The 24953-nt window shown below is 67.8% G+C and carries 27 protein-coding genes and 1 tRNA gene; 17 read left to right on the forward strand and 11 right to left on the reverse strand.

Annotated elements, in window-relative coordinates; genetic code table 11:
- The first annotated feature begins 97 nt into the window (after positions 1-97).
- The 4 genes from pstS (at position 98) to pstB (ending at position 4300) form a co-directional block, all read left to right on the forward strand.
- The gene (gene pstS / locus AC1DBX_RS17050) at positions 98-1219 is read left to right on the forward strand and encodes a phosphate ABC transporter substrate-binding protein PstS (protein ID WP_476849890.1); all 1122 of its coding nucleotides are present in this window, start codon (positions 98-100) and stop codon (positions 1217-1219) included.
- Positions 1220-1429: 210 nt separating this feature from the next.
- Positions 1430-2362 carry a phosphate ABC transporter permease subunit PstC gene (gene pstC, locus AC1DBX_RS17055; protein WP_230007456.1) on the forward strand — a complete coding sequence of 311 codons (933 nt, stop codon included), beginning with the start codon at positions 1430-1432 and terminating at the stop codon, positions 2360-2362.
- On the forward strand, positions 2363-3472 hold the full coding sequence (pstA, locus tag AC1DBX_RS17060; RefSeq protein ID WP_476932303.1) for a phosphate ABC transporter permease PstA: 1110 nt from the start codon (positions 2363-2365) through the stop codon (positions 3470-3472).
- A 48-nt stretch (positions 3473-3520) separates the two neighbouring features.
- On the forward strand, positions 3521-4300 hold the full coding sequence (pstB, locus tag AC1DBX_RS17065) for a phosphate ABC transporter ATP-binding protein PstB (protein ID WP_018774898.1): 780 nt from the start codon (positions 3521-3523) through the stop codon (positions 4298-4300).
- A gap of 11 nt (positions 4301-4311) precedes the next feature.
- On the opposite strand, the gene AC1DBX_RS17070 is transcribed toward pstB, so the two are convergent.
- The 3 genes from AC1DBX_RS17070 to AC1DBX_RS17080 form a co-directional block, all read right to left on the reverse strand.
- The gene (locus tag AC1DBX_RS17070) at positions 4312-5328 is read right to left on the reverse strand and encodes an inorganic phosphate transporter (RefSeq protein WP_476859496.1); all 1017 of its coding nucleotides are present in this window, start codon (positions 5326-5328) and stop codon (positions 4312-4314) included.
- Between the two features lies 1 nt (position 5329).
- Positions 5330-5947, reverse strand: coding sequence for a DUF47 domain-containing protein (locus AC1DBX_RS17075; protein WP_028276610.1), 618 nt, complete (start codon positions 5945-5947; stop codon positions 5330-5332).
- Between the two features lie 374 nt (positions 5948-6321).
- Positions 6322-6975 carry a hypothetical protein gene (locus AC1DBX_RS17080; protein WP_018774895.1) on the reverse strand — a complete coding sequence of 218 codons (654 nt, stop codon included), beginning with the start codon at positions 6973-6975 and terminating at the stop codon, positions 6322-6324.
- Between the two features lie 202 nt (positions 6976-7177).
- Here AC1DBX_RS17080 and AC1DBX_RS17085 point away from each other — a divergent pair.
- The 3 genes from AC1DBX_RS17085 (at position 7178) to AC1DBX_RS17095 (ending at position 8349) form a co-directional block, all read left to right on the forward strand.
- A tRNA-Lys gene (locus AC1DBX_RS17085) sits at positions 7178-7250 on the forward strand.
- A gap of 192 nt (positions 7251-7442) precedes the next feature.
- Complete coding sequence (locus tag AC1DBX_RS17090; protein ID WP_028276609.1) at positions 7443-7937, forward strand: MarR family winged helix-turn-helix transcriptional regulator; 495 nt, start codon at positions 7443-7445, stop codon at positions 7935-7937.
- 64 nt (positions 7938-8001) lie between these two features.
- Positions 8002-8349: a hypothetical protein gene (locus AC1DBX_RS17095; RefSeq protein ID WP_476932304.1), complete on the forward strand. Its 348-nt coding sequence runs from the start codon at positions 8002-8004 to the stop codon at positions 8347-8349.
- A gap of 66 nt (positions 8350-8415) precedes the next feature.
- Here the strand turns inward: AC1DBX_RS17095 and AC1DBX_RS17100 are convergent, their stop codons facing one another.
- Positions 8416-9516 (reverse strand): lactonase family protein, encoded by a 1101-nt coding sequence (locus tag AC1DBX_RS17100; RefSeq protein WP_476932305.1) that lies wholly within the window; start codon positions 9514-9516, stop codon positions 8416-8418.
- Between the two features lie 268 nt (positions 9517-9784).
- Here AC1DBX_RS17100 and AC1DBX_RS17105 point away from each other — a divergent pair, with 268 nt between their 5' ends.
- A complete protein-coding gene (locus AC1DBX_RS17105) occupies positions 9785-10615 on the forward strand; it encodes a putative protein N(5)-glutamine methyltransferase (protein ID WP_476932306.1) in 831 nt (276 codons plus the stop codon).
- A 38-nt stretch (positions 10616-10653) separates the two neighbouring features.
- Here the strand turns inward: AC1DBX_RS17105 and AC1DBX_RS17110 are convergent, their stop codons facing one another.
- From AC1DBX_RS17110 to AC1DBX_RS17130, 5 genes are all read right to left on the reverse strand, one after another.
- Positions 10654-11109: a hypothetical protein gene (locus AC1DBX_RS17110; RefSeq protein WP_476932307.1), complete on the reverse strand. Its 456-nt coding sequence runs from the start codon at positions 11107-11109 to the stop codon at positions 10654-10656.
- A gap of 169 nt (positions 11110-11278) precedes the next feature.
- Entirely contained in the window at positions 11279-11542 is a 264-nt protein-coding gene (locus tag AC1DBX_RS17115; protein ID WP_018774889.1) for a GlsB/YeaQ/YmgE family stress response membrane protein, read from the reverse strand.
- A gap of 149 nt (positions 11543-11691) precedes the next feature.
- Positions 11692-12663 (reverse strand): aldo/keto reductase, encoded by a 972-nt coding sequence (locus AC1DBX_RS17120; RefSeq protein WP_476873300.1) that lies wholly within the window; start codon positions 12661-12663, stop codon positions 11692-11694.
- 96 nt (positions 12664-12759) lie between these two features.
- On the reverse strand, positions 12760-12969 hold the full coding sequence (locus AC1DBX_RS17125) for a dodecin (protein ID WP_223914666.1): 210 nt from the start codon (positions 12967-12969) through the stop codon (positions 12760-12762).
- A 52-nt stretch (positions 12970-13021) separates the two neighbouring features.
- The gene (locus AC1DBX_RS17130) at positions 13022-13984 is read right to left on the reverse strand and encodes an SGNH/GDSL hydrolase family protein (protein ID WP_476849881.1); all 963 of its coding nucleotides are present in this window, start codon (positions 13982-13984) and stop codon (positions 13022-13024) included.
- Positions 13985-14118: 134 nt separating this feature from the next.
- On the opposite strand from AC1DBX_RS17130, the gene AC1DBX_RS17135 reads away from it, so the two are divergent.
- A complete protein-coding gene (locus tag AC1DBX_RS17135; RefSeq protein ID WP_018774886.1) occupies positions 14119-14376 on the forward strand; it encodes a metal-sensitive transcriptional regulator in 258 nt (85 codons plus the stop codon).
- 31 nt (positions 14377-14407) lie between these two features.
- Here AC1DBX_RS17135 and AC1DBX_RS17140 read toward each other — a convergent pair whose 3' ends face one another.
- Positions 14408-15118 carry a FadR/GntR family transcriptional regulator gene (locus tag AC1DBX_RS17140; protein ID WP_223914664.1) on the reverse strand — a complete coding sequence of 237 codons (711 nt, stop codon included), beginning with the start codon at positions 15116-15118 and terminating at the stop codon, positions 14408-14410.
- Positions 15119-15308: 190 nt separating this feature from the next.
- On the opposite strand from AC1DBX_RS17140, the gene AC1DBX_RS17145 reads away from it, so the two are divergent.
- The 8 genes from AC1DBX_RS17145 to AC1DBX_RS17180 all read left to right on the forward strand — a co-directional run bounded on the left by AC1DBX_RS17145 (position 15309) and on the right by AC1DBX_RS17180 (position 23720).
- Complete coding sequence (locus AC1DBX_RS17145) at positions 15309-16796, forward strand: four-carbon acid sugar kinase family protein (protein WP_476856134.1); 1488 nt, start codon at positions 15309-15311, stop codon at positions 16794-16796.
- Between the two features lie 37 nt (positions 16797-16833).
- A complete protein-coding gene (locus tag AC1DBX_RS17150; RefSeq protein ID WP_476849879.1) occupies positions 16834-17733 on the forward strand; it encodes an NAD(P)-dependent oxidoreductase in 900 nt (299 codons plus the stop codon).
- Between the two features lie 118 nt (positions 17734-17851).
- Complete coding sequence (locus AC1DBX_RS17155; protein WP_223914661.1) at positions 17852-19318, forward strand: GntP family transporter; 1467 nt, start codon at positions 17852-17854, stop codon at positions 19316-19318.
- Entirely contained in the window at positions 19318-20223 is a 906-nt protein-coding gene (locus AC1DBX_RS17160; RefSeq protein ID WP_476932308.1) for a class II fructose-bisphosphate aldolase, read from the forward strand. The genes AC1DBX_RS17155 and AC1DBX_RS17160 overlap by 1 nt, the downstream gene beginning before the upstream one ends.
- Before the next feature lie 122 nt (positions 20224-20345).
- Positions 20346-21686 carry an acyltransferase family protein gene (locus tag AC1DBX_RS17165; RefSeq protein WP_476849876.1) on the forward strand — a complete coding sequence of 447 codons (1341 nt, stop codon included), beginning with the start codon at positions 20346-20348 and terminating at the stop codon, positions 21684-21686.
- Positions 21683-22027 carry a GNAT family N-acetyltransferase gene (locus tag AC1DBX_RS17170; protein WP_028276599.1) on the forward strand — a complete coding sequence of 115 codons (345 nt, stop codon included), beginning with the start codon at positions 21683-21685 and terminating at the stop codon, positions 22025-22027. The genes AC1DBX_RS17165 and AC1DBX_RS17170 overlap by 4 nt, the downstream gene beginning before the upstream one ends.
- A 123-nt stretch (positions 22028-22150) precedes the next feature.
- Positions 22151-22912 carry a hypothetical protein gene (locus tag AC1DBX_RS17175; RefSeq protein ID WP_476932309.1) on the forward strand — a complete coding sequence of 254 codons (762 nt, stop codon included), beginning with the start codon at positions 22151-22153 and terminating at the stop codon, positions 22910-22912.
- Between the two features lie 25 nt (positions 22913-22937).
- On the forward strand, positions 22938-23720 hold the full coding sequence (locus AC1DBX_RS17180; RefSeq protein WP_476932310.1) for an SDR family NAD(P)-dependent oxidoreductase: 783 nt from the start codon (positions 22938-22940) through the stop codon (positions 23718-23720).
- A gap of 12 nt (positions 23721-23732) precedes the next feature.
- Here the strand turns inward: AC1DBX_RS17180 and AC1DBX_RS17185 are convergent, their stop codons facing one another.
- A complete protein-coding gene (locus AC1DBX_RS17185) occupies positions 23733-24788 on the reverse strand; it encodes an FUSC family protein (RefSeq protein WP_476932311.1) in 1056 nt (351 codons plus the stop codon).
- Between the last annotated feature and the right edge of the window lie 165 nt (positions 24789-24953).

Raw genomic sequence — 24953 nt, forward strand, 5'->3', positions numbered from 1 at the left:
CTGGGCCACTTACGGTCGGTAAAGGTACAAACCCGTACGCATCCCTGCGGGCCTTCTCCAGGCCCGGCACTCACAGCCCTGGAAGGGGTACAACTCAGTGAAGGCTCTCCGCTTCGGCCGCAACGCGGCTATCGCTGTAATCGCCGTCGGCGCACTTGCGCTGACCGCCTGCGGTTCGGACAACGCAACCAACACGGCCCAGACCGCGGCGCCGTCCGCCTCGGGTCCCGCGGTCACCGGCACCCTGACCGGCATCGGTTCTTCCGCCCAGGGCGCAGCCATGGATGTCTGGAAGACCAACTTCGCTACCGCGAACCAGGGCGCAACTGTGCAGTACTCCCCGGACGGTTCCGGCGCCGGACGCAAGGCGATCCTCGACGGCTCGGCCCAGTTCGCCGGCTCCGATGCCTACCTCAAGGATGACGAACTCGCCAGCTCCAAGGAAAAGTGTGGTCCCGACGGAGCCATTGACATTCCGGTCTACATTTCCCCGATCGCCGTCGCCTTCAACGTCCCTGGCATCACGGACCTGAAGCTCGACGCCGCCACCGTCGCAAAGATCTTCCGCGGCGAGGTCGCCAACTGGAACGACCCCGCCATCGCGGCCATGAACCCGGGCGTCCAGCTGCCGGACCTCAAGGTCACACCGGTGAACCGCTCCGATGACTCGGGCACCACCACCAACTTCACCGACTACCTGTCCGCCGTAGCCCCCTCCGTGTGGACCGACAAGGCAGCCGGCGTCTGGCCCGCCAGCCTGAAGGGCGAGAACGCCAAGGGCACCTCCGGCGTCGTCAAGACTGTCACCGACACCCCCGGCGCCGTGACCTACGCCGACGACTCCGCTGTCAGCGGCAAGCTCGGCACCGCGCAGATCAAGGTCGGCGACTCCTTCACGAAGATCTCCGCCGAGGCAGCTTCCAAGGCAGTTGACCAGGGCAAGCCGGTCGAGGGCCGCAACGCCAACGACCTCGCCATCAAGCTGGACCGCACCACCACGGTCGCGGGTGCCTACCCGATCGTCCTGGTGTCCTACCACATCGTCTGCACCAGCTACGACACGCAGGCCACCGCTGACCTGGTCAAGGCCTTCGTCAAGTACGCCGCCTCCGACGCGGGCCAGCAGGCCGCCGCCGACGCCGCCAAGTCGGCGCCGCTGTCCAAGACCCTCCAGGACAAGGCCATGGCTGCCGTCGACTCCGTCAAGGCCAAGGCCTAGGGATACGCTGCGCCGCGAGGCGAAGTGAAAAAAGGCATAGTGGAAACACAGGCCTGATCGAGGTTCCCTGCATCATGGCGGCCGTCACCGGCGGCCGCCATGGAGCAGGGAACTGACGCGTTTGTTCCATACATCTAGATTTGCCGGGCACCGGCCGCGGAGGCCTCCGCACCCGGCGCCCGGATCCCATCCAAACCGAAGGACCGTGAAGTGACCACCACCTCCCTGACCAAGTCCCGGGGCGCAGGCCACGCCGGTGACAAAGTCTTTTCCGCAGCCACCTTGGCAGCAGGGTGTTTGATCCTCGTCGTGCTCTTCGGCGTGGCACTGTTTCTCGTGATCCAGGCGCTCCCCGCCCTCGTGGCTCCGGCGGACAAGATCCAGGGCGGCGAAGGATTCTTCACCTACATCTGGCCGCTCGTCATCGGCACCCTCATCGCCTCGGTGATCGCTCTCGTGATCGCGACGCCGATCGCGATCGGCGTCGCGCTGTTCATTTCGCACTTCGCGCCGCGCCAGCTCGCCTCCGGCCTGGGTTACGTGATTGACCTCCTCGCCGCCATCCCGTCCGTGGTCTACGGCGCCTGGGGCGTCGCGTTCCTGGCCAAGGAAATCTCGCCGTCGTACAACTGGCTGGCCGAGAACATGGGCTGGCTGCCGATCTTCCAGGGCCCCGCCTCCGCCACCGGCAAGACCATCCTGACGGCCGGTATCGTGCTCGCCGTCATGGTCCTGCCGATCATCACCTCCCTGACCCGCGAAATCTTCCTGCAGACCCCCAAGCTGCACGAAGAGGCCGCGCTGGCGCTCGGGGCCACCCGCTGGGAGATGATCCGGATGACCGTGCTGCCGTTCGGCCGGCCGGGAATCATCAGCGCCGTGATGCTGGGACTGGGCCGGGCCCTCGGCGAGACCATGGCCGTCGCGCTGGTGCTGTCCTCCGGAGCCCTGACCGCCAGCCTGATCCAGACCGGCAACCAGACCATCGCCGCCGAAATCGCCCTGAACTTCCCCGAGGCCAGCGGGCTCAAGGTCAGCACGCTGATCGCCGCGGGCCTGGTGCTGTTCGTCATTACCCTCGGAGTGAACATGATTGCCCGGGGAATCATCAGCCGGCACAAAGAATTCTCGGGAGCCAACTAAATGACCTCCACCCTGACTCCGGTACGCAAGCGCTCGGCGCTGACCAGGGGCCAACTGCCCAAGGCCGCGCCGTACATCGTCCTGGCCGTTGCCTTGATCCTCGGCGCGGCGATCCTCGCGCTGATCGGCTTCAATGCCTTCGGCTGGGGAATCGTCTCCGCCATCCTCTTCGCCGCCGGCCTGGTGGGCTGGAGCCTTATTGTGGAAGGCGCCCGCAAAGCCAAGGACAAGCTGGCCACCTGCCTGGTTGTGGGGGCCTTCCTGGTTGCCCTGCTGCCCCTGTTCTCGGTGATCTGGACCGTGCTGATCAATGGGCTCCCCGGGCTCCTGGATCCCGGTTTCCTCACCACCTCCATGAACGGTGTCACCGGCGCCTTTGACAACAAGACGGTCGAGGAAGGTGCCCCCCTGCTGGGCGGCATCTACCACGCGCTCATGGGCACCTTGCTGATCACGGTGCTCGCCACCCTCATCTCGGTCCCCGTGGGCCTGCTGACCGCGATCTACCTCGTGGAATACGGCGAGGACCGCGCACTGGCCCGGGCCATCACCTTCTTCGTGGACGTCATGACCGGCATCCCCTCGATTGTCGCCGGCCTGTTCGCCGCCGCCGCGTTCTTCGCGGTGGTCGGCCCGGGCACCAAGACCGGCGCCGTCGCCGCCGTCGCACTGTCGGTGCTGATGATCCCCGTGGTGGTCCGCTCCAGCGAGGAAATGCTCAAGATCGTGCCCAACGAACTCCGTGAAGCCGCCTACGCCCTCGGCGTCCGCAAATGGCGGACCATCCTCAAGGTGGTCCTCCCGACGGCGATCTCCGGCATCGCGTCCGGGATCACCCTGGCGATCGCCCGCGTGATCGGCGAAACCGCGCCAATTCTGGTCACCGCCGGATTCGCGACCGCCATCAACGCCAATGTGTTCAGCGGCTGGATGGCCTCCCTGCCGACCTTCATCTATACGCAGATCCTGAACCCCACGTCGCCGTCCAACCCGGATCCGTCCTCCCAGCGGGCCTGGGGCGCGGCCCTGGTGCTCATCATCCTGGTCATGCTGCTCAACCTCGGCGCCCGCCTGATTGCCCGCATGTTCGCCCCCAAGACAGGCCGCTAGGCCACGGCCGCGTCCGCCGCCCCTACCTCCAGCAAGTGAAGGAATACCATGTCTAAGCGCATCGACGTCAAGGACCTGAACGTCTACTACAGCAAATTCCTGGCCGTCGAAGGCGTCAACATCAACATCGACGCCAAGTCCGTCACGGCCTTCATCGGCCCCTCGGGTTGCGGCAAGTCCACCTTCCTGCGCACCCTGAACCGCATGCACGAGGTCATCCCCGGTGCGCGGGTTGAAGGCGAGGTGCTGCTGGACGGGGACAACCTGTACGGCCCCGGCGTGGACCCGGTCACCGTCCGGTCCCAGATCGGCATGGTGTTCCAGCGCCCCAACCCGTTCCCCACCATGTCCATCCGGGACAACGTGCTGGCAGGCGTGAAGCTGAACAACACGAAGATCTCCAAGGGCGAGGCCGATGTCCTGGTGGAGCGGTCCCTGCAGGGGGCCAACCTCTGGAACGAGGTCAAGGACCGTCTGGCCAAGCCCGGCTCCGGGCTCTCCGGCGGCCAGCAGCAGCGCCTGTGCATTGCGCGCGCGATTGCCGTTGAACCCCAGGTGATCCTCATGGACGAGCCCTGCTCCGCCCTGGACCCGATCTCGACGCTGGCCATTGAGGACCTCATCAACGAGCTCAAGGACCAGTACACGGTGGTGATCGTGACGCACAACATGCAGCAGGCGGCCCGCGTGTCGGACAAGACGGCCTTCTTCAACATTGCCGGCACCGGCAAGCCGGGCAAGCTGATCGAGTTCGGCGACACCCCCACGATCTTCAGCAACCCGACCGAGAAGGCCACCGAGGACTACGTCTCCGGCCGCTTCGGATAACCAACCGAGTCCTACAGGCCGGCCACCGTCGATAGCGCCAACTGCAGGACGAACGCGGCGGCGGCGGTGACAACCGGGGTCGCTACCCAGAACACCAGGATGCGGATCACCAGCCGCCGGTCGGTGCCCGGGAAACTCTGGTTGGCGCCGGCGCCAAGGGTTGCCGCCGTCACCGTGTGCGTGGTGGAGACGGGCCAGTGCAGCCCGATCGCGCCCACCAGCAGCATCACCGCGCTGTACATCTGCGCGACGAATCCGCGCAGGGGATCGACCCGGGTCAGCCGGTAGCCGATGGTGTAGGAAATCCGCCACCCGCCCGCGAGGGTTCCCGCCGACAGCAAGACGGCCGTCAGCAGGGCCACCCACGCCGGCACTGAACCGCCGTCGGAGAGCCCGGCCGCCAGCAGCGCCAGGATCACCACCGCGCTGGTGCGTTGGCCGTCCTGCAGCCCGTGCCCGAAGGCGACGGCGCCCGCGGCAATGGCCTGGGCCCGCCGGGAGCGGGTGTTGACGACATTGGGCGGCGTGTACCGGGCCGCCCAGCCCGCGGGCCAGACCAGCAGGAACGACCCCGCATAGGCGATCACCGGTGAGATCAGCAGCGGGAGCACCACCTGGGACAGGAGCGAGGCGTCAACGCCCATGACGGGGTTTCCGCCGACGGCGACGCTCGCGACCCCCGCCCCGGCGAGCCCGCCGACCAGGGCATGGGTGGAGGACGAGGGAATGCCGCGCCACCACAAGTAGACGCCCCAGAGGATGGCGCTCAGCAGCGCCGCCAGCAGAATCGTCAGGCCGTTTGTGCCCGGTGGCAGCGACAGCCACGCCTGGCTGACGGCCAGCGCCAGGGCGGCGCTCAGCCCGGCGCCGATGAAGTTGAACAGGCTGGCCAGAATCACCGCCACTGTTGGGGTCAGCGCCCGCGTCCGCACGGCCAGCGCCACCGACGAGGACGCGTCCCTGAACCCGTTGAGGAATGCAAAGGCCCCGGCGCAGAGCAGCACCAGGGCAAGGAAGAAGAGCACCACGTCAGGATTCCTTGACGATGATGCTGCCCACCTGGGTGGCGATCCGGCGCATGTCCTTCGTGACTTCCACGAGCTGGTTCGCGACGTCGCGGTTGCGCGCGTACTGCATGGCCTTCATCTCGTGGAGCATGTCCGCGACCCAGACCCGGTGTGTGCGCTCGGCACGCTTGGCCAGGCGCAGGATCTCGATCCAGTAGTCCTCAAGGTCGTCCAGATTGTTCAGCCGCCGCATCGCATCGACCGTTAGTTCGGCCTGGCGGCTGATGATTTCCAGCTGGTCGGCGGCCCGCCTGGGCAGCCGTTCGAGCTTGTAGAGGGAGACGAGCTCGGCGGCGGCGTCGAGCTTCTCCATGGCCTCGTTGAGGAACCGGGACAGCGTGTACATGTCCTCGCGCGGCAGCGGGTTCACGAAGCTGGTGCGCATGTGGGTCAGGAGGGCAAAGTGCAGCTCCGCGGATTTGGCCTCGTGGTTGTGCATGTCCTCCACCAGCCGGGCATGCTCGCTGGCCGGGGCGCCGAGGATCTCCGAGAGTGTTCCGGTCCCCAGCACGATCTGGCGCGCCATTTGGGAGAGCAGGTTCAGTCCGGCGGACTCCTGGGGGAACAGGCGCAGCTTCACGTGGTGTCACCGGTCTTCCGGGAGGAGGTTCGCGGGTGGAGTCGGCCGGCCGTGTGACTTGACGGTGACCAGTGCATACGCATCACTTTACCGTCCGCGGCGGGTCCGGCCCGGCCCGACGCGGCGTGTGACGGCGCAGGTGAAAACCGGGCGAACATCAGGGTCAGAAGGCATGAAAATGGTGCCGAACCGGATACGCCTCTCGGCGGTAGGCCGCTCTAGGCGGCTAAATGTTGAAGCCCGGGGGTTTCGCGGTTCGGCACCGCTTTTAGTTTTCTACGTAGGTTCATGCAAGTCAACATTGACAGCCTGCCCGCGTCGTGCGTGTCCTGGGTGCTGCGGGCCCTTCATCCGGGCCCCTGCCGCCAGGCCCCTCAGTCCAGCTCGCCCAGCCGCCACGCGTTGGCGGCGTGCTCGAGGTCCTCGGCCGTCTTGACGAGCAGATGCGAGTTGCGGGTGAGTTTGCTGGCGTGGTTTTCGTTGCTGTGCTCGGCGTTGTCCGCAAGCGTTGCCTGGCCCAGGGCCACCACGCGGCAGAACGCTGCGGAGCGTTCCAGGGCGACGTCGAATTCGCCGTCGAACGCCCCGGAGAGGATGGCGTCCGCCATGGATTTCATCTCATCGGCGCCGGGCGGTTCGGCCGCGCCGGCGACCACATGCGAAACCTGGGCCGTGTCCTTGCCCGCCTTGAAGTAGACGGAGATCCGCTCGGGATCCTGGATGGTGGCAGCCCGCAGGGCGTACAGGCGCCACAGTGCGCCGGGGAGGGACCGGGCGGGGCTTTCGGCCCACATTTCGGCGATTGCTTCCAGGCCCTGCTCATCGGCGAGTTTGACGAGCCGTTTGGTGACTTTGGGGTCGTCGCTGTCCCGGCCGCGGCGCACGAGAGCCTGCGCGGCCAGATGGGCCGCCTCCGAGACGCGGGCAGGATCGGCCCCTCCGGCGAAAGGCTCAAAGTCGATCGGTGCGAAGGGTTTCGGCTTGTGGTGCCGCGGGCCGGGGGCGCTTGATCCTGCTTGCTCGCTCATGCCCCCACGCTACTCCAGTGCCGCAAGGGAATCGAGGATCGGTGCGCGCTGCTGCCGTAGACGCCGGGGGCCGACGCCGCCGGTGCGGCCAACGTGAAAAAAGCCGGCCCGGGTCTGGGGTACAGTGTTAACGTCCAGAAATGGACTGGGCCGAAACGCGCTGCATCAGCGGATTTATCCGCTGGTTCGGGGCTGTCGGCTGGGGCCTTTAGCTCAGTTGGTAGAGCATCGGACTTTTAATCCGTGGGTCGTGGGTTCGATCCCCACAGGGCCCACTCTTTTAGCGAAGAGTGGAAAAACCCCGGTTTCCTGGCAACAGGAGGCCGGGGTTTTTTTGTGCCCGCCACCGGGGTCCAGTCCGGGCGGTCCGGGCCCTAACTGCCAGGGCTCCGGTGCCCTGGGACCCTGTGGCTGCAGCCACCCGGATTGCACGGCTGGCTAGTTACCAGTTCCGCTAGGCTTGGCGAATGGACTCCCACGGCGCCTCCGGATACTGGTATGGCCCCGATGACAGCCTGGATCCTCCGGCGGCGATCCTGCAGGCCCTCCGCGACTATCGGATCTCGGAGGTGGCGACCAGGCGGTCCACCCGCGATTCGATGGGGATGGGTGAGACCGACCTGCTGGCTTTGCGCTACCTGCTGCGGGCCAAAGCGACAGGCGAACGGGTTGGCCCGAAGGATCTCAGCCGCGTCCTGGGTATCACCACCGCTTCCACAACGTCCCTGATCGACCGGCTGGTAGCAAGCGGGCATGTCCGGCGGGAGCCGCACCCGACGGACCGGCGCTCCCTTGTGATCGTGCCGACGGTGGCGACGGACTCCGAAGTCCGCGCCACGCTTGGACACATGCACCGGCGCATGATGGAGGTGGCAGAGTCCATGAGCGCGGAGGACGCCCGCGTGGTCATCACTTTCCTCCGCCGGATGAGCGCGGCCATCGGTGCCGAGCGGCATAACTAGCTCGTTTAACTAGTTATATGTATGCTTACTACTTGTTTTTTAGACCTCAACGAGAGTAGGCACCGTGGCTGAATCCGCAACCCTGACCGGGGACCCTGCGATAGTGCTCCCGCCCGGTGCCCCGCTGCACTGCGGCGCACCCATGCAGTGGACCTCGCCGGAGCCGGCGATGCCCTCCTACTCGTTCGGGCCCGCGGACCCGTCCCTCGATCTTCCGGCCCTGTGGCGCTGTCCCTGTGGCTTCCAGCTCGACGGCGGTATCCAGCCGGGGGACGGACTCCACTTCGCCGACGGTTTCCAGGCGGAGAGCGTGTTCCAGCCGGAGGGCGGGTTTCAGTTGGGCGGGATCCAGCTGGATGGTGGCGAACAGGGCGTCGATCAGGGTGCTGCGGGGCTTGCCGCGGCCTGCTGACCCAGCGGCCTGCTTTTCACCAGCCTGTTCTTCACCGCAGCACCGCGTCAGCCGGGCGCCGGCTTCTCACCCCCGGTGCACCAGCCGGGGCCGGGCCGGCACCAGCGCGGTGGGGGAGGCCACCTGCAGCCGGTCCGCAGGGATACCCGGCAACCCTGATGCCGCGTCCAGAGGAAACGTCACGATGTCGCCGGAGCGTTCGTGGGCGACGTGCAGCAAGCCGTCGCGGACCAGGTGGTGCCGGGGCCAGTTGCCGCCGCTGGGGACGTCGGCCACCGGACGCAGCGCCGCGCCCCCGGCCTCCACCGCCAGCACGCAGACCCGGTTCGAACCGCGGACGCCCACGTAGGCGTACCTGCCGTCGGCCGCCAACGCGATCTCTGCCGCCGAATCATCCGGCTGCGCCCCGGCGGCGGCGGCGGGCCCGACGAATCCGAGCCGGAAGTCCCCGGAGTCCGGCGACAACCCGGCCACAGCCACCTCGATTGAATACTCGGTCACTACAAAGACATGGCCGCCCGGATGCTGGACCAGATGCCGGGGGCCGCTGCCCCGCGGCAGGACCACCTCATGGTCCAGGGCCGGGCCCAGAGCCGGCCCCGGTCCGGAGCCGACATTCCAGATCCGCAGCAGGTCGTGGCCGAGGTCGGTGGTCATCACCCTGCCGTCGGCCAGCATAAGTGCCGCATGAGCGCGGCTCGGCCGTTTTTCCCGTTCGCCGGGGCCCCCGCCGGGAGCCTCACCGTACGGGTCGCACGATTCGACGCCGGCCGTCCGGTCAACAATGCCGCCGTCGGCGTCGAGCTCATAGAACAGCACCTGGCCGTCGCCCCAGCAGCAGACAACGAGGAAACGGCCGGAAGGCTCGACGGCGACATGGCAGGCCGCGTCACCGGCCGGCCACGCCGTGCCCGCGGGCTCCAGTCCAAACGCGCCCGCCCGGCGGTAGGCCCGGACGGTCCTGGCCTGCTCGGCCACGGCATAGACCACAGGGAGAGACGGGTGGACCGCCAGGAAGGACGGCGAGTCGGCCGCCGCCGCAACACCCAACCAGCGCAATGTGCCGTCCGCCGCCGCGGCAACCGCGCCGACCCCCGTGCCGCGGCCGCCGGAATCTGCCGTGTAGGAGCCGGTCCAGATGAGATCGTGGGCAGGGAGGGAGTCCATGCTGCCATCCTGCCAGCCGCCGCCGCCAAGGCATCCCAAGCAGGCGTCACAATCCGCCGTCACAATCCGCCGCCGCAAACCGCGGCCGTAAAACCCGGACCAATCACAGCTGGCCGCGGGCGGCTTCGGTAGCATGGGGCAATCGAGCAACTGCAGCAAAAGGAGGTGGGTCCCGTTCACGCAAGTCCAGAAAGGATGCCCGCCCAGCAGGGCCGGCCGCGGCCAGCTCACGGTGAGGGCGTCTGACACCCGACCGAAAGGCGCTCCCATGCCAGTAATCCGCCATCTTTCCCCGCACGAGATACTCACGGCCAGGCTCCGGGCAGCCGGCTGCGTGTTTGCCGAAGACGAAGCCCGCCTGCTGATCGACGCGGCCCCGACCCCGGAGGCGCTCGAACGGATGGCCGGCCGGAGGGTCGTCGGCCTTCCCCTTGAACACATTCTCGGTTGGGCGGAATTCTGCGGACTCCGCATCGCGGTCGACACCGGAGTCTTCGTGCCCCGCCGCCGGACGGAATTCCTCGTCCGGCAGGCCGCTGCGCTCCTGGACGCAAGCCGCATGGCGCGGGGCGACGCCCCGGCACCGGTCGTGGTCGATCTCTGCTGCGGGTCCGGCGCTGTCGGTGCGGCGCTCGCGGCCCTCGCCGGCCCCGCCGAACTCCACTGCGCCGATATCGACCCCGCGGCCGTGTCCTGTGCACGCACCAACGTCCTGCCCCTGGGCGGGGAGGTCCACGAGGGTGATCTCTATGCTCCCCTCCCGGCGGGCCTCCGGGGCCGGGTCCGGCTGCTGGCCGTCAACGCCCCCTACGTTCCCTCGGCAGACATCGAAACCATGCCGCAGGAAGCGCGCGTCCACGAGCCGCGGGCCTGCCTCGACGGCGGCGCCGACGGGCTTCAGGTGCAGCGGCGGGTCGCGGCAGGCGCGCGGCAGTGGCTGGCGCCCGGCGGCCACGTGCTGATAGAAACCAGCCGCCGGCAGTCCGCGCAGACGGCCGGAATCCTCCGCGGGCACGGACTGGCGGCCCGGGTGCTGCACTCGGAGGAACTGGGGGCCACCGTGGTGGCTGGCGTGCTGCTGCCCTCCGGCGGGCGGTAGCCGGCAGAGGCGGCGACGGTGGCCCCTCAAAGACCCTCCTAGGGCAGTTTGTCCCCGTCCACGTTGGTAGCGGGGCCCGCCGGGGTGGCGCCGCCCTCGTCCGACCAGTCCTGGCCGGTCTGGTCGGTGAGCGCAGGGTCGGAATGGACATCGCGGGCCGCGGGTGCCGGCGTTCCGGGCGTGGCTGCTCCCTGTTTTCCTGGCGTGGCCGTTCCGGGCGTGGCCGCGGACGTGCTTCCGTGGCCGGCGTCGCGGTGGACAGCGGAGCTTAGGACGGTACCGGCGCGGCGGGCGGCTTCGCCGAGATGCTCGGAGACCTCGGGGGCTTTGTCTTTGACCGTTTCTGCTGCCGCGGCCACCTTGTCCTGGACCGGCTTGCTGTGCCAGAGCTCTGCCGACCTGGCCTTGAGCTTGTCATAGGCTGCGCGGCCTGACCGCGATCCCAGGACGTACCCTGCTGCCAGTCCGGTGGCGAAAAGAAATTTGCCCTTCATGCTGTGCTCCTGCTCCCTGACGTAGGTGAAAAGTAGACGTTGTTGAACAGTTCCTGGACAGTGGGTGGCAGTGCCGGCCCGTGCGGCCGGCAGGCCGCCTTGCTGTCAAAATAGTGCAAAAAACCGGCCCCGGGAACAACCCAGGGCCGGTTTCCGGTCAGCTTCCGTGTTAGCGGGCTGAGCGCTTGCTGATCATGCCGTAAACGAGCAGGACGATGATCGCACCGCCGATGGCCAGCAGCCAAGTCGACAGCGAGAAGAACTCGTTGATGCCCACGCCGAACAGTGCGCTGCCAATGAATCCGCCGAGCAGGGCGCCGACGACGCCCAGGATCAGAGTGATGATGATGCCACCGCCCTGACGTCCCGGGAGGATAGCCTTAGCGATGGCGCCGGCGATGAGGCCCAGAATCAGAAATGCGAGAAAACCCATTTTTCGTTCCTTCTTCTTTCATAGAGGAGGCACCCGGATCGCCGGGTGCGCTACATCCTTCTGCCCTAATACTAATCATGCTTAGTATCAAAGAGCCACCCGACACCCGTGGGTTCGCCGGGCGGGGTGCCAAAACAGCCGACTGCGCCCTACCATGCGTAGTCTTCCGGAGCCGTCCTGTGGCCCGGGAAGATCTCGTCGAGGCGCTTGAGTGCATCGGTGTCGAGCTTCAATTTGTGCGCCCTGACGGAGGCTTCGAGCTGCTCGAGGGTACGCGGGCCGATGATCGGGGCGGTGACTGCCGGCTGGTGGAGCAGCCACGCGAGTGCCACGTCCGCGGGTTCCTGACCCAGTTCGGCGGCGAATTCCTCGTATCGCCGGATCTGTTTCTGGTGCGACTTGAGCGCCTCGAGGGCACGGCCCGCGATGCGGCGGACGCCGTCGTTCTCCTTTTTCAGCACTCCGCCGAGCAGGCCGCCGTGCAACGGCGACCATGGCAGGATCCCCAGGCCATACTGCTGGGCGGCCGGGATGACCTCCAGTTCCACGTCCCGGGTCAGCAGGTTGTAAATCGACTGTTCGCTGACCAGCCCGTTGTAGTTGCGGCGGCCGGCGGTTTCCTGGGCCCGGGCGATGTGCCAGCCGGCGAAGTTGCTGCTGCCGGAGTACAGGATCTTGCCTTGCTGGACGGCGACCTCGATAGCCTGCCAGATCTCATCCCAGGGCGTGTTCCGGTCCACGTGATGGAACTGGTACAGATCGATGTAGTCCGTCTGCAGCCGTTTCAGGCTGGCATCGAGCGCCCGGCGGATGTGCAGTGCCGAGAGTTTGGACTCGTTGGGCCGGTCGGTCATGGTGCCGAACAACTTGGTGGCAAGCACCGTGCGCTCGCGGCGCTCGCCCCCCTGGGCGAACCAGCGGCCAAGTATTTCCTCCGTCCAGCCGCGGTGGCTGGACCCGCCATACACATTGGCCGTGTCGACGAAGTTGATGCCGGCGGCCTGCGCGGTGTCCAGGATGGCGAAGGCCTGCGTCTCCTCGGTCTGCGGGCCAAAGTTCATGGTGCCCAGGCAAAGGCGCGAGACTGTCAGGCCCGAGCGGCCCAGATGCGTATAGCGCATGAAGTTTTCCTCTCCGCCCTGGCCTCCTCTGCCCTGACGGGTTGCGGGTTTCTCCGGAGCGGGACGGTGCGTGCCGGCCCGCTCCGGAGTCTGGCGTCAACGCTCCAGGCGGAACCCGAGCTTGATGGTGACCTGCCAGTCGGCGACCTGCCCGTTTTCAAGGTGGCCGCGGATCTCCTTGACTTCGAACCAGTCAAGGTTCCGGAGGGTCTTGGCGGCCTCGGCGATGCCGTTCCGGACGGCCGCATCGACGCCCTCGTTCGAGGTTCCGACAATTTCAGAAATGCTGTAAGTGTGATTAGGCAACTTCGCTCCTCGTGATCGCCATCGATGCCCGGCTGTGGGCCGTTCCTGCAGACTAGCCGACCGAACCCGGCCGGACTAGGGGTTTGTGCCCGGAGTCCGGGACCCCGGGAGGCGGTCCGGGCAGCGGGCGTTTGGCCTGCCGGGGCGGGGTGTCTGCGCGCGGCCTGATCCGGCTCACCATCCAGGGCAGCATGTAGTGCGCCATCCATGCCAGGTCACCGGCCCGGGTCTCCCGCCAGTTGCCCGGCGGCATCGGCTTCGGTTCCAGCGGCCGCAGACGGTGTGGCACGCTGAGCGTGTCCAGGACCATAGCCGCAATGGTGTGGTGTCCCAGCGGCGAGAAGTGCAGGCGGTCCGGATCCCACATCCGCGGATCGCTCAGTTGCCGCAGGGCCCACAAATCGGCGATGACGACATCACGCCGGGCGGCGATGACACGGATGTTCTCGTTGAATACCGCGACCTTCCCCCGGATGTGTCCGAACACAGCGGTTTCGCCCCAGTCCGGCCCGGTGAACAGGACCACCGTGGCCCCGGTGGCAGAGAGGGCTGCCACGGCGTCGTCCAGGGCCGCGGCCATCCGGTCCGGATCGCCGCGATGAAACACGAGATCGTTCCCGCCGGCGGAGAGCGAGACGAGGTCAGGCTTCAGGTTCAGGGCCGGTCCGAGTTGCTGGTCGAGTATTTCGCGCAGGACCAGGCCGCTGATGGCAAGGTTTGCGTACCCGAACTCGCGGCGGCCCTCGCCGAGTTCCTCGGCGATGCGGTCCGCCCACCCCCGAATGCCCCCGGGGCTCAGCGGTTCCGGGTCGCCGACGCCTGCCGTGAACGAGTCGCCCAAGGCGACATACCGGCTCCAGGGCCGGGATCGCAGGTCACCGGCACGCCCGCGTGCGGAGCTCTGATCCCCTGGGTGCCACGGCCCCGCGGCGGGGAGGTTGACGCCGGTACCGCCGGCGTCCGGCTCTAGGAACCTGGCGGCGTTCACATCACCAGCAATACGCCGATATTCCATGCCTCGCTAGGTACTTATGCCCCTAGCGGGGCGGCATGCGGCCGCAGCGGCCACCCCTGGCCGTCCGCCACCCGGGAGGCGAAATACTCAGGGGGGTATAATGTGGAGCCTGACGCATCGAACCGGAGGAACCAATGGAACTCGATCCCACCGACATGAAGCCTGTCATTAACCGGCTTCGCCGCGCCCAGGGCCAGCTCGCGGCCGTCACCAGGATGATCGAGGAGGGCCGTGACTGCAAGAGCGTCGTGACCCAGCTGGCGGCCGTGTCGAGTGCCCTGGACAAGGCTGGGTTCTCCATCATTGCCACGGGCCTGCAGCAGTGCATGCAGCAGGAAGACCCCAGCCTGGACCGCGCCGAACTCGAGAAGCTCTTCCTCTCGCTCGCCTGAGCTCATCATCCGGGCAAAGTGCGGGTCCGCGTCAGGCCGGGCCCCCGGCCAGCACGAAGGTCTTCAGATCGTCAAGGGTCTGCTGCATGTGGGCGTCCATGGCGTCGCGGGCGCGGTGCGGGTCGCGGGAGGCCAGGGCGTCAGCGATGTTCTGATGGTGCCCGATGGCGTGCTCCTGGATCTCCGGCACCTTGGAAGTTTCCGTCCGCCGTTTTTCCAGCACGCGGTGCAAGGGTTCGAATAACACGGCGACGAAGACGTTTTCCGAGGCCTGCAGGATGAGGTCGTGGAAAGCGAGGTCTTCCTCCACGAATGCCGCGAGATCATTCCTCTCGTGGGCCAGCCGCATCCTGTCGACGTGCGCGCGGAGGGCCTGGATGTCCGTGTCCGACATTCGCCCGGCAGCCAGTTCGCAGGCGCCCGTCTCCAGCATCCGCCGGAGCTCGATGAGCTGGATGGCGGCCGAGGCGTCGTTTGTGCCCTCCGAGGCTGCCCGCAGCACGGCGTCCAGGGAGCCCCAGCGGTTCACCGGGTTCACGAACGTGCCCCGGCCGCGTTCCACGCTGAGGATCCGCTGGGCTTCAAGGGTTTTCATGGCCTCGCGCACGGTCATGCGGCTGACTTCGTGCCGGGAGCTGAGCTCCAGTTCGCCGGGGACGCTCGCGCCGGGCGGGAACTCGCCGCCAATAATCCGATCCAGCAGTTCGTCGGCCACAACGCCGACCAGCGATTTCCTAGCCAATTCTCCCCGTCCAGCGACTTGTTGCCTGATGGTGTGCTCCGTGATGGCCAAGTCTACTTGCGCGTCGTTGTGCCATATGCCACACTAGCATTCAAATGCAAGATGTCTGACATCTTACATTTTGTTCCTGCTGCGGCTCGCGGAGAACCGCAGTTTTCCACTGACAGATCCACACACAATGGAGTGCATAGTGCCCCTCGAAGCAGACGTGCTGGCCGCTTTCCCCGCGGAAGTACAGATCCCCGCCCGGCTGGTGGCAGACAGCGTGGCCGCCTCCTCCGAGGCATCCCCCCGTGTCCTGGTCGTACTCGACGACGACCCCACCGGCACCCAGTCCGTGGCGAACCTGCCGGTCCTCACCCGCTGGGAAGTGGCGGACTTTGCCTGGGCGTTCGCCTACGAAGTCGACGGCCAGCGCCAGCGCGCGGTCTACGTGCTCACCAACACCCGCAGCCTTGACCCTGCCGAGGCGGCTGCCCGCAACGAGGAGATCGTCCGCAACGCACTCGCGGCCGCAGCGTCCGCTGAACCCGCGCTTCGGCTCAGCTTTGTCAGCCGCAGCGACTCCACCCTCCGCGGACACTACCCGCTCGAACCGGACGTCATCGCAGCCACCGTCACCGCCGTCAACGGCGAGAAGACGGACGGCGTCGTGATCGTTCCCGCGTTCCCCGACGCCGGCCGCGTCACGGTCGGCGGCGTGCACTTCACCCGCGGCACAGGCACGGACGCCGGGCAGCTCACCCCCGTGGCCGAGACCGAATTCGCCCGGGACGCCAGCTTCGGCTTCGCCAACTCGGAGATGGCCAAGTATGTCGAGGAGAAGTCGAACGGCCGGTTCCCCGCGGATTCGGTGATCGTGCTGGATCTGGACATCATCCGGGCGTCCGCCGATCCGATGATCTCCGCCAAGGCCATTGCCGATGCCATCGACGCCGCCACGGATTCGACTCCGATCGTGGCGGACATCGTCACCGAAAACGACCTGCGGGCGCTGGCCCTGGGCCTGGAAGAAGCGGAAAGCCGCGGCAAGAAGCTGCTCTACCGCGTGGGCCCGCCGTTTGTTCGGGCACGGATCGGCCAGGAAATCCGCACCGAACTCAGCGGCGAGGAAGCCTATGCGGGCAACATCCCCTCGGAAGCCGGTGGCCTGATCGTGGTCGGTTCGCACGTCGGTGTCACCACCCGCCAGCTCAACGCCCTCACCGAGCAGCACAGCGCGGCCCGGATCGTGGAGATCGACGTCGAGAAGCTCCTCGGCGACAACGCGGGGGAGTACCTGGACGAAACCGTGGACACGGTCGTCGCTGCCCTCCGCGGCGGCGACGTGATCGTGCACACGAGCCGGCTCCTGATCAAGACCTCCGACGCCGCCGAAAGCCTGCGGATCGCCCGCACCGTCTCTGCCGCCGTCGTTGCCGTGGTGAACCGCACGCTAAAGACCTTCCCGCCCCGCTTCGTAATCGCCAAGGGCGGCATCACATCCTCGGACGTGGCCGCACACGGCCTGGAAATCCGGCACGCGATAGTCCGCGGGCCCATGCTGCCGGGCATCGTCAGCCTGTGGGAACCGGTGGACGGACCGGCCAAGGGCATCCCGTACATCGTCTTCGCCGGCAACGTGGGCGACGACCAGTCCCTCGCCGATGTCACGCGCAAGCTCAGCAACACCTTCTAATCCCCCCAGCACCAAACGTCATTCGATGGAGAACACCATGACCAGCAACTACACCATCACCGTCCTTGGCCTTGGCGCCATGGGCCTGCCCATGGCCACGCGCCTGGCAAGCGAGCTCACCGTCCACGGCTTCGACATCGCCGAACCGCGCCTGAAGCTGGCTGAAGAGGCCGGCATCCGCACCTTCGCCTCCGCACGGGAAGCCTCGAAAGGCGCCGACGCGCTGCTGCTGGCAGTGCGCAACGGTGAACAGCTAAACGATGTCCTGTTCGGCGAGAACGGCGTGGCCTCCGTGCTCAAGCCGGGCGCCGTCGTGATCCTGGGCAGCACCGTGGGCACCGAGGCCATCCCGGCCGCCGTCGACCGCCTGGCCGAATACGGCGTCGAACTGGTTGATGCCCCGCTGTCCGGCGGCCCCAAGCGTGCCGGCGAGGGCGACCTCCTGATCGTGGTGGGCGCCTCGCCCGAGGCCCAGGAAAAGGCCCGCCCGGCCCTTGAGCTGCTCGCCTCCACCCTGACCGTGGTCGGCGACAAGCCCGGCGACGGCCAGGCCCTCAAGACCGTCAACCAGCTGCTCTGCGGCATCCACATCGCCGCCGCCGCCGAGGCGATGGCCCTGGCCGACGCCCTCGGCCTGGACCAGGCCAAGACCCTCGCCGCCCTTGAAGCCGGCGCGGCGGGTTCCTTCATGCTTTCCAACCGCGGACCGCGCATCCTGGAGGCCTACACCGAGGACGGCGCCGAAGTCCTCAGCCGGCTGGACATCTTCGTCAAGGACATGGGGATCGTCGGCAAGGCCACCCGCGCCGCCGGCCTCGCCGCCCCGGTGGCCGCCGCCGCCGAGCAGCTCTACCTCCTCGGCCAGGCCCAGGGCCTCGCCGCCGCCGATGACTCCGCCGTCATCAAGGTCGTCGCGCCCACCAGGCGCACCGCCTAACCAGCCACCCCCATCCCCGACGACGGCGGTCCCCCCTCCGCCGTCGCCGGGTCCCCACCCCACTGTTCCCGGCGACTGACTCGCTGGGCGACCTTCCTGTCAAAGGAGACACCTCTTCATGACCCCCCTGCTCAATTCCCTGATGGTGCGCGCAGCCGACGCGCCCGTCATCAAGCCGGCCGTGGAGCTGGGAACTCCGCTGCTGCTGACAATCGCGGCGGCCGGCGTCGCCCTGCTGCTGGTGATGATCATCCGCTTCAAGATCCAGGCCTTCGTGGCCCTGCTGACCGTCAGCATCCTGGTGGCCGTGGCCGCGCAGATCCCGCTCAAGGACGTGTTCACCGTGGTGGCCGCCGGGGTGGGAGGCACCATGGGCAAGGTCGCCCTCCTGATTGCGCTCGGCGCGATCCTGGGGCGGATGATCGAGGTCTCCGGCGGCGTCCAGTCCCTCGCCGACCACTTCACCGCCAAGCTCGGGGCCACCCGCGTGGCCGTCGCCCTCACCGCAGTCGGATTCCTGGTCGCGATTCCGGTGTTCTTCGAGGTCGGCATCATTGTCCTGGTGCCGGTCGTCTACGCCTTCGCTAAAATTGCCAACGTCCACCCGGTGAAGTTCGGCCTGCCCATGGCCGGCATCATGCTGGCCATCCACGTGGCCGTGCCCCCGCACCCGGGGATTGTTGCCGGTGCCGGCGTGCTCGGCGCCGACATCGGACTGATCGCCCTGATCTCGCTGACGATCTGCGTGCCGCTGGGCTTCCTGTCCTACTGGGTCGCGTCCATCATGAACCGCAAGACCTACGAACTGCTGCCGGCCGTCAAAACCCAGGTGGACGAGTTCGGCTCCGCCACCATGGTCCGCGTTGGCCACGAGGGCCCGGGCAGCAAAGCCATCGCCCCGCCCCGCCCGGGACTGATCATCTTCCTCATTGCCACCCCGATCGTGCTGATCCTCCTCGGCACCGTCGGCACCCTGGTGATCGACAAGAACGACTTCTGGTACGGCGTCGCGGCGTTCGTGGGCAACCCCGTCTTCGCCCTGCTGGTGGCCGTTGCGCTCTGCTTCTTCCTCCTGGCCGTCCGCCGGCAGTGGTCGCTGACGGAAACCGGCGAAATCTTCGAAGGCGCCCTGCCTCCGATCGCGTCCATCCTGATGGTTGTTGCGGCAGGCGGCGTGTTCGGCAGCGTCCTGCAGGTGAGCGGAATCGGCAAGGCTCTCTCCGAATCCCTCGACACGCTCGGCGTTCCGCTGCTGCTGCTTGGCTTCATCATCTCCCTCGCCCTCCGCGCAGCCCAGGGCTCGGCCACCGTCGCGATCGTCACCACGGCCGGCCTGCTCTCCTCCGCCGTCGCCGGCGGCGGCTACACGCCGGCGCAGACCGCCGTGATCGTGATCGCCATCGGATTCGGCGCCCTCGGCCTCTCCCACGTGACCGACGCCGGTTTCTGGGTGGTTGTGCGCTACTACGGACTGACCGTCGCCGACGGCCTCAGGACTTGGACCGTGCTCACCACCGTGCTGGGACTGGCAGGCTTCGCCCTGACATTCGTCGCCTGGATGCTGGTGGGGGGACTGAGCGCCTGATGCGTACCCAACTGGACACCCTGGTGACCGGCGCCCTGCAGCAAGGCTCTGCCGTTCCGGCGTTCACCTGTTACGACTTCACCACCGCGCTCGCCGTTGTGGGGGCGGCCGAGGAATCCGGCCGGGGCGCCATCCTGCTGGTCGCACCGAAGACCGCGGCAACGCCCAACGGGCTGCGGCTGGTCGCCGCCCTGCGCGGACTCGCCGACGCAGCCTCCGTGCCGATTGCGGTGCAGCTGGATCATGCCACCGACCCGCAGGTGATCGCCGACGCCGTCAGTGCCGGGGCCGACTCGGTGCTGGTCGACGGGTCCTCGCTGCCGTACGAGGACAACATCGCCCTGGTCCGGAACGTCCGCGCGGCCTTGGCAGCGCAGGGCCGGGCCGACGTCGTCATTGAAGCAGAACTCGGCGGACTCGCCGGCGACGAGGACCGGGCCTTCGGGACCGACGCCGCGGATAACGCAGGCGACGCCGCGGATAACGGAGGCAGCACAGTGGCGGACGCCCCCGCCGGGCTCACCGACTCCGCCCAGGTGGAGGACTTCGTGGCCCGCACCGGGGCGCAGCTGCTCGCCGTGGCTGTGGGCAATGTCCATGGCAAGTACAAAGGGGAGCCCCGGCTGCGCTGGGACGTGCTGCAGGACATCGCCGTGCGGACCCGGATCCCGCTGGTCCTGCACGGCGCCTCCGGCATTCCGGCCGAGGAACTGGTCAAGGCCGCCGCGATGAACGTGGGCAAGGTCAACTTCAACACGGAGCTGCGCACCGGCGTCCTGGCGGTCCTTGAGGAACAGACCACAGCGCACCGGGCCGACGGCGAGAACCTCCAGGCACTGCTGGGCCTGTGGAATGCCTCGGCCAGGACCTTCGCGGCCACCGCCCTGGCCAAACTCTCGCGCTGACACTGTGACTGCCAGAGCAGTATGGCCCGCAGCCGGCGCGCATCCGGGCCATACTGCTCTGGCAGCCAGGGCGCCGCGGCCCGACAATGATGGCAACACAGCCTGTCTTCCCGAGGGGTGCCATGCTTGCGCAGCAGCGGCCAACCGGCGACCCGGCGCCGATGCCGGACCGAGACCCGGTGATCGACCTTGTCCGGTTCTTTTGCCTGGCATTGGTGGTGGTCGCGCACACCATGATGGTGAGTCCCGTACTGCACCCGGACGGCACCGTGACCTCCGAGAACACCTTGGGCGATCAGCACTGGTTTGAACCAGTGGTGTGGGTCTTCCAGATCATGCCGCTGTTCTTTGTGGCCGGAGGCATCACCGGGCTGCAGTCCTGGCGCCGGCTCCGCGCCAGGGGCGGCAACGCCTTCGATTTCATGCAGGCCCGGCTGCTGCGCCTGATCCGGCCGGCCGCCGTCCTGTTGGCGGTCATGTTCGTTGGCCTGTCGGCGGCCCGCCTCGCAGGGGTTGACCCTCAGGTCATCGAGCTGCTCACCAGCGGAGCCGGCATGCCGCTGTGGTTCCTGGCCGCGTACCTCGCCGCGCAACTCAACCTTCCCTGGCTGGCGGCTCTCCACACCCGCGCGCCATGGCTGACCTTCGCCGGCCTCACCGCCCTGGTGGTGACGGTCGATTGCCTGCGGGGAGTGCTGCCGCTGCTGGCATACCTGAACATGCTGTTCCTGTGGTGCGCCGTGCAGCAGCTCGGATTCATCGTGGCGGATGGCCCGCGGCTGCTGCCGGGCCGGCCGGCGCACCTGGGCATCATGGTTGCCAGCAACATGCTGCTGGGGTTGATAGTCCTGCTGGGGCTGTATTCCGGGAACATGCTGGTGAACCTCAATCCGCCCAATGTGACGCTGCTGCTCCTGGGCATCTCGCAGGCCGCCGCCCTCCAGCTCTTCCGGCCGGTGCTGTCCCGGATCGCGTCCGTGGCCGGGGTGCGCCGGATGATGGGCGTGGCCGGCCGGCGGTCAATGACTGTTTATCTGTGGCATCTGCCCCTGCTGGCGGCGATGTCCGGGGTGCTGCTGCTGACGGATTTCCCGCAGCCCCCCGGGGGTAGTGCGGCCTGGTGGTGGGGGCGGCCCCTGGTGCTGTTGGGCGTCATCGCCCTGCTGCTGCCGGTGGTGGCATTGTTTGGCAGGCTGGAGGAGCGGCCGACGGCGTCCGGCCCGTCGCCGAGCCGGCCGGCGGCCGCCGTGCTGCTGGCCGCAGTCGCCGTTTTTGTCCCGGCAGTCAACGCCGCGCTCACCGGGCTCACGCCCGGGCTCCTCGGCGGGGGTGCCGCCTGCTTCGCGCTCGCCGTCGTGCTCCTGGGCCGGATTCCGGTTCGGCTCACGACGCCACCTGACGGGCAGGGCGGATCGGAACCGCCATTGCCACGCCCGCCATTAAGTGCCAATGTCGAACCATGACGGAGAACTCGGCAACCACGGAAGACACCTTCACCCCGGACGTCTCCACCACCCGGAACGACGAGCTGCACCGTTACGAACTCCGTGTCGGCGACAAGCTGGCCGTCCAGGTGCGCTTCATCGACAGGCCGGGCCATATCGACTTTATCCACACGGATACCGCAGAGCAGTTCCAGGGCCAAGGGCTCGCCAAAGTGCTGGCGCACTTCGCCCTCGATGACGTGGTTGCCTCCGGCAAGCGGATCATCCCGAATTGCCCGTTCATGTACCGCTACCTGCGCAAACATGAGTCGTACCACCAGTATGTGGACTGGCCGGAGCGGGTCCCAGAGGGAGCCTGAGCGCCTGGCGCGGGGGCCGGAACGGAGTCATCGGCCTGCCCGCTTGTGGGCAGCGGACCAACCTCGTAAAGTTTGACCAGAGTTATGCAGTTGGCTCTTGGACAGGTGACTTTGGAGTACCCCATGAACCATAAACTGCGTGTGCTTGTCCGGGTGGACGTCGATCCCGCACAGGTCACCCTCGAAATTACCGGCTGCGTTACCCAGTCTGACTCAGCAACCCTCCTGCACATTGTGCGCCGCGCCTGCCGCCTTGAACCGGGCGCCGTGGTCGTCGATCTCCACGGCGCCTCCCACCTGGACCCTGAGGTGCTGCTGGACCTCCGGCGTCTCGCTGATGCCGGACACCTGCACTCTCCCGATGCCGGGGGCTCCGCTGAGGCCGGACCGCTTCGGTTCGCCCTCGACGAGCCGGCGGTGCTGCCAATCTGCCTCGTGCACGTCGGCGCCGACGCCGAAGTCCTCGCCGGACTCGACACCGACTACCGCCCGGCCCCCGTCGCCGTCGCCGGGAACGGAGACAGCGAAGCTGCCGGACTGCTCGACGTCGGGTCCGGCTCCGGATCCGACTCCGGGCTGGGGGAGGCCAACAGCCCGCTGGCCGCGGAAACCGGCGGCGCCAGCGACCTTGGCTCCATCGACGGGCTGGCGCTTTCGGAGTACTTCGAGGGAACGCTGGATCCTGTGGCCACGGTCCGGGCACTGTCCGACACGGCGCTGTGCCGGCTCGCGGACGCTCTCTACCGCCACCTCGACACCAGCAGCCCGTCTTTCGGGGCGCACACCTGGTACGAGCTTGCGGCCGAAGAGCTTCAGAACCGCCACCTGCTCGATGACGGTGACCCGGCAGGGGACGAACTGGCGCAAGACACGGCCCTGGCCTGAGCCGGGACGAGACTAGGCTGTCGCTATGAACCCTCAAACAGCCTCTACATCCGGCAGCATAGCCCTGGTCACGGGCGCGACGGCAGGCCTTGGCGCCGAGTTCGCCCGCCAGCTCGCCGAGCAGGGCCACCGCGTGGTGCTCGTGGCCCGCGACGCCGGCCGCCTCGCGGCCACCGCTGCGGAGCTGGAGAACAGCTACGGGACCGCGACGGAGACGATCGCCGCGGACCTGACCGACGACGCAGGGATTGCCGCCGTCGTCGCGCGCCTGACCGACCCCGCGCGGCCGGTGGAGATCCTGGTCAACAACGCGGGAATCGGCCTGTTGCGGCCCTTCGAGGACAACGACATTGCCGAGGAGAAGAAACACCTGAAGCTCCATGTCGAAACCGCCATGGAGCTCAGCCACGCCGCCCTGCAAGGCATGCTCGGGCGCCAGTCCGGCAGGATCATCAACGTCGCCAGCGTGGCGGCCTTCCTGCCCCGCGGCACCTATTCCGCAGCGAAGGCCTGGCTGCTGAGTTTCTCGCGCTCGGCCAACATGGCCTATGCGGCGCGGGGGGTGAAGGTCACCGCCGTGTGCCCCGGCTTCACCCACACCGAGTTCCACGACCGGATGGGGATGGACAAGACGGCGACGCCGCGCTGGATGTGGCTCGAGGCCCGGCAGGTGGTCAGCGAGGGACTGGCGGACAACGCCAAGGGCAAGGCCGTCTCGATCCCCAGCAAGCGCTACAAAGTCCTGACCTCGGTTTCGCGGGTGCTGCCCTCAAAGCTCATCGCCGGGCCGGCGCGGCGCGCCAAGTAGCCGCCGGGTACATCAGCGGACGGCCAGGCGCCGTCGGCGGATCAGTACGACGACGGCGATCCCGACGGCGGCGCCCACGAGTGTTTCGACGGCCCGTTCGGTCACCAGCACGGCGGGATCGGCCGGCGCGGCAAGCTGTCCGACCAGCAGGATCACCGGGGTGAAGGAGACCATGGCAAGACCGTAGTGCCGGGTCATGAACAGCTCGGTGCTGAACTGCAACACGATCACGAGGCAGACCAGGACGGCGGCCTCCTGCCCGGGGAAGGCCAGCAGCGGTGACCCCGGCCACGGGAACAGGACCGCCGCGACCACCACGAGACCGCCCAGTGTCCCGACGATCCGGTGGACGCCGCGGTACACGCTGCTGGGCAGGTCCGCACCGGCAAGCGGCACCGCCGCCGCGGCCATGGCCCAGTGCGGGTGGCCGCTGCCGCTGAGGACCCCCAGGGTCCCGGCGCCGCCGACAGCGGTGACGTAGCGGGCGGCATGCAGCCACGCCGCCCGGCGCCCGGCCCCGCGCAGCACTGTGACGTCCCGCCGCCTCCCGCGCTGCCAGGTGCGGCCGACAAACCAGCCGCCAAAGCCGACCATGATGGAGAACGCGGCCGATCCCGCGGCGATGAGAACGCCCGTGTGCCAGGGGACGGCGGCGGGAACGGAGGCGCACGCGCCCAGGGCCAGGATCCCGAAGAAGGGACCGGCGGGTTTCAGAGCCGTCTTGTCCGTGAACAGCGAGCCCACGCCGGCGAACGCGGCCTCAATGATCACCAGGGCCCACGAATGAATGTGGTGGGCCGAGAGGAAGACGCCGACTCCTACGCCGGCAACCAAAAGGACAGCCGCCTGGCCTTGATGCCGGAGCCGGAGCTGGTGAGGCTCGGTGCGGCCGTACATGCCGGTCAGCGCGCCGAAAACAGCGTAGCCCGCCAGCCCGGGGCGACCGGCCGCCAGGAGCGCCAGGGACGGAACGGCCACGCTGATCGCCACCCGCCAAGCCGACACGTGGTCCTTGTTGGCCGGGGCCAGGCTGTGCAGCGAACGGATGTGGTGCAGCAGGGACTTCACAACTGCCTCTCCGATTCCTGTGGTTCCTGTGGTTTTCCCGGGGGTTCGCGGGGCCCGGGTGCTGATTGTGGTTCGGACACGCCTAAGGCCTGCCCGGATGCGTCCCCCAACGGGTAAGCATCCGGAACAGGCCTCAAAGGGCGGGGCTGTCAGCTACGTAGCCTG

It is taken from the genome of Arthrobacter sp. 10N44_2 (assembly GCF_056394385.1).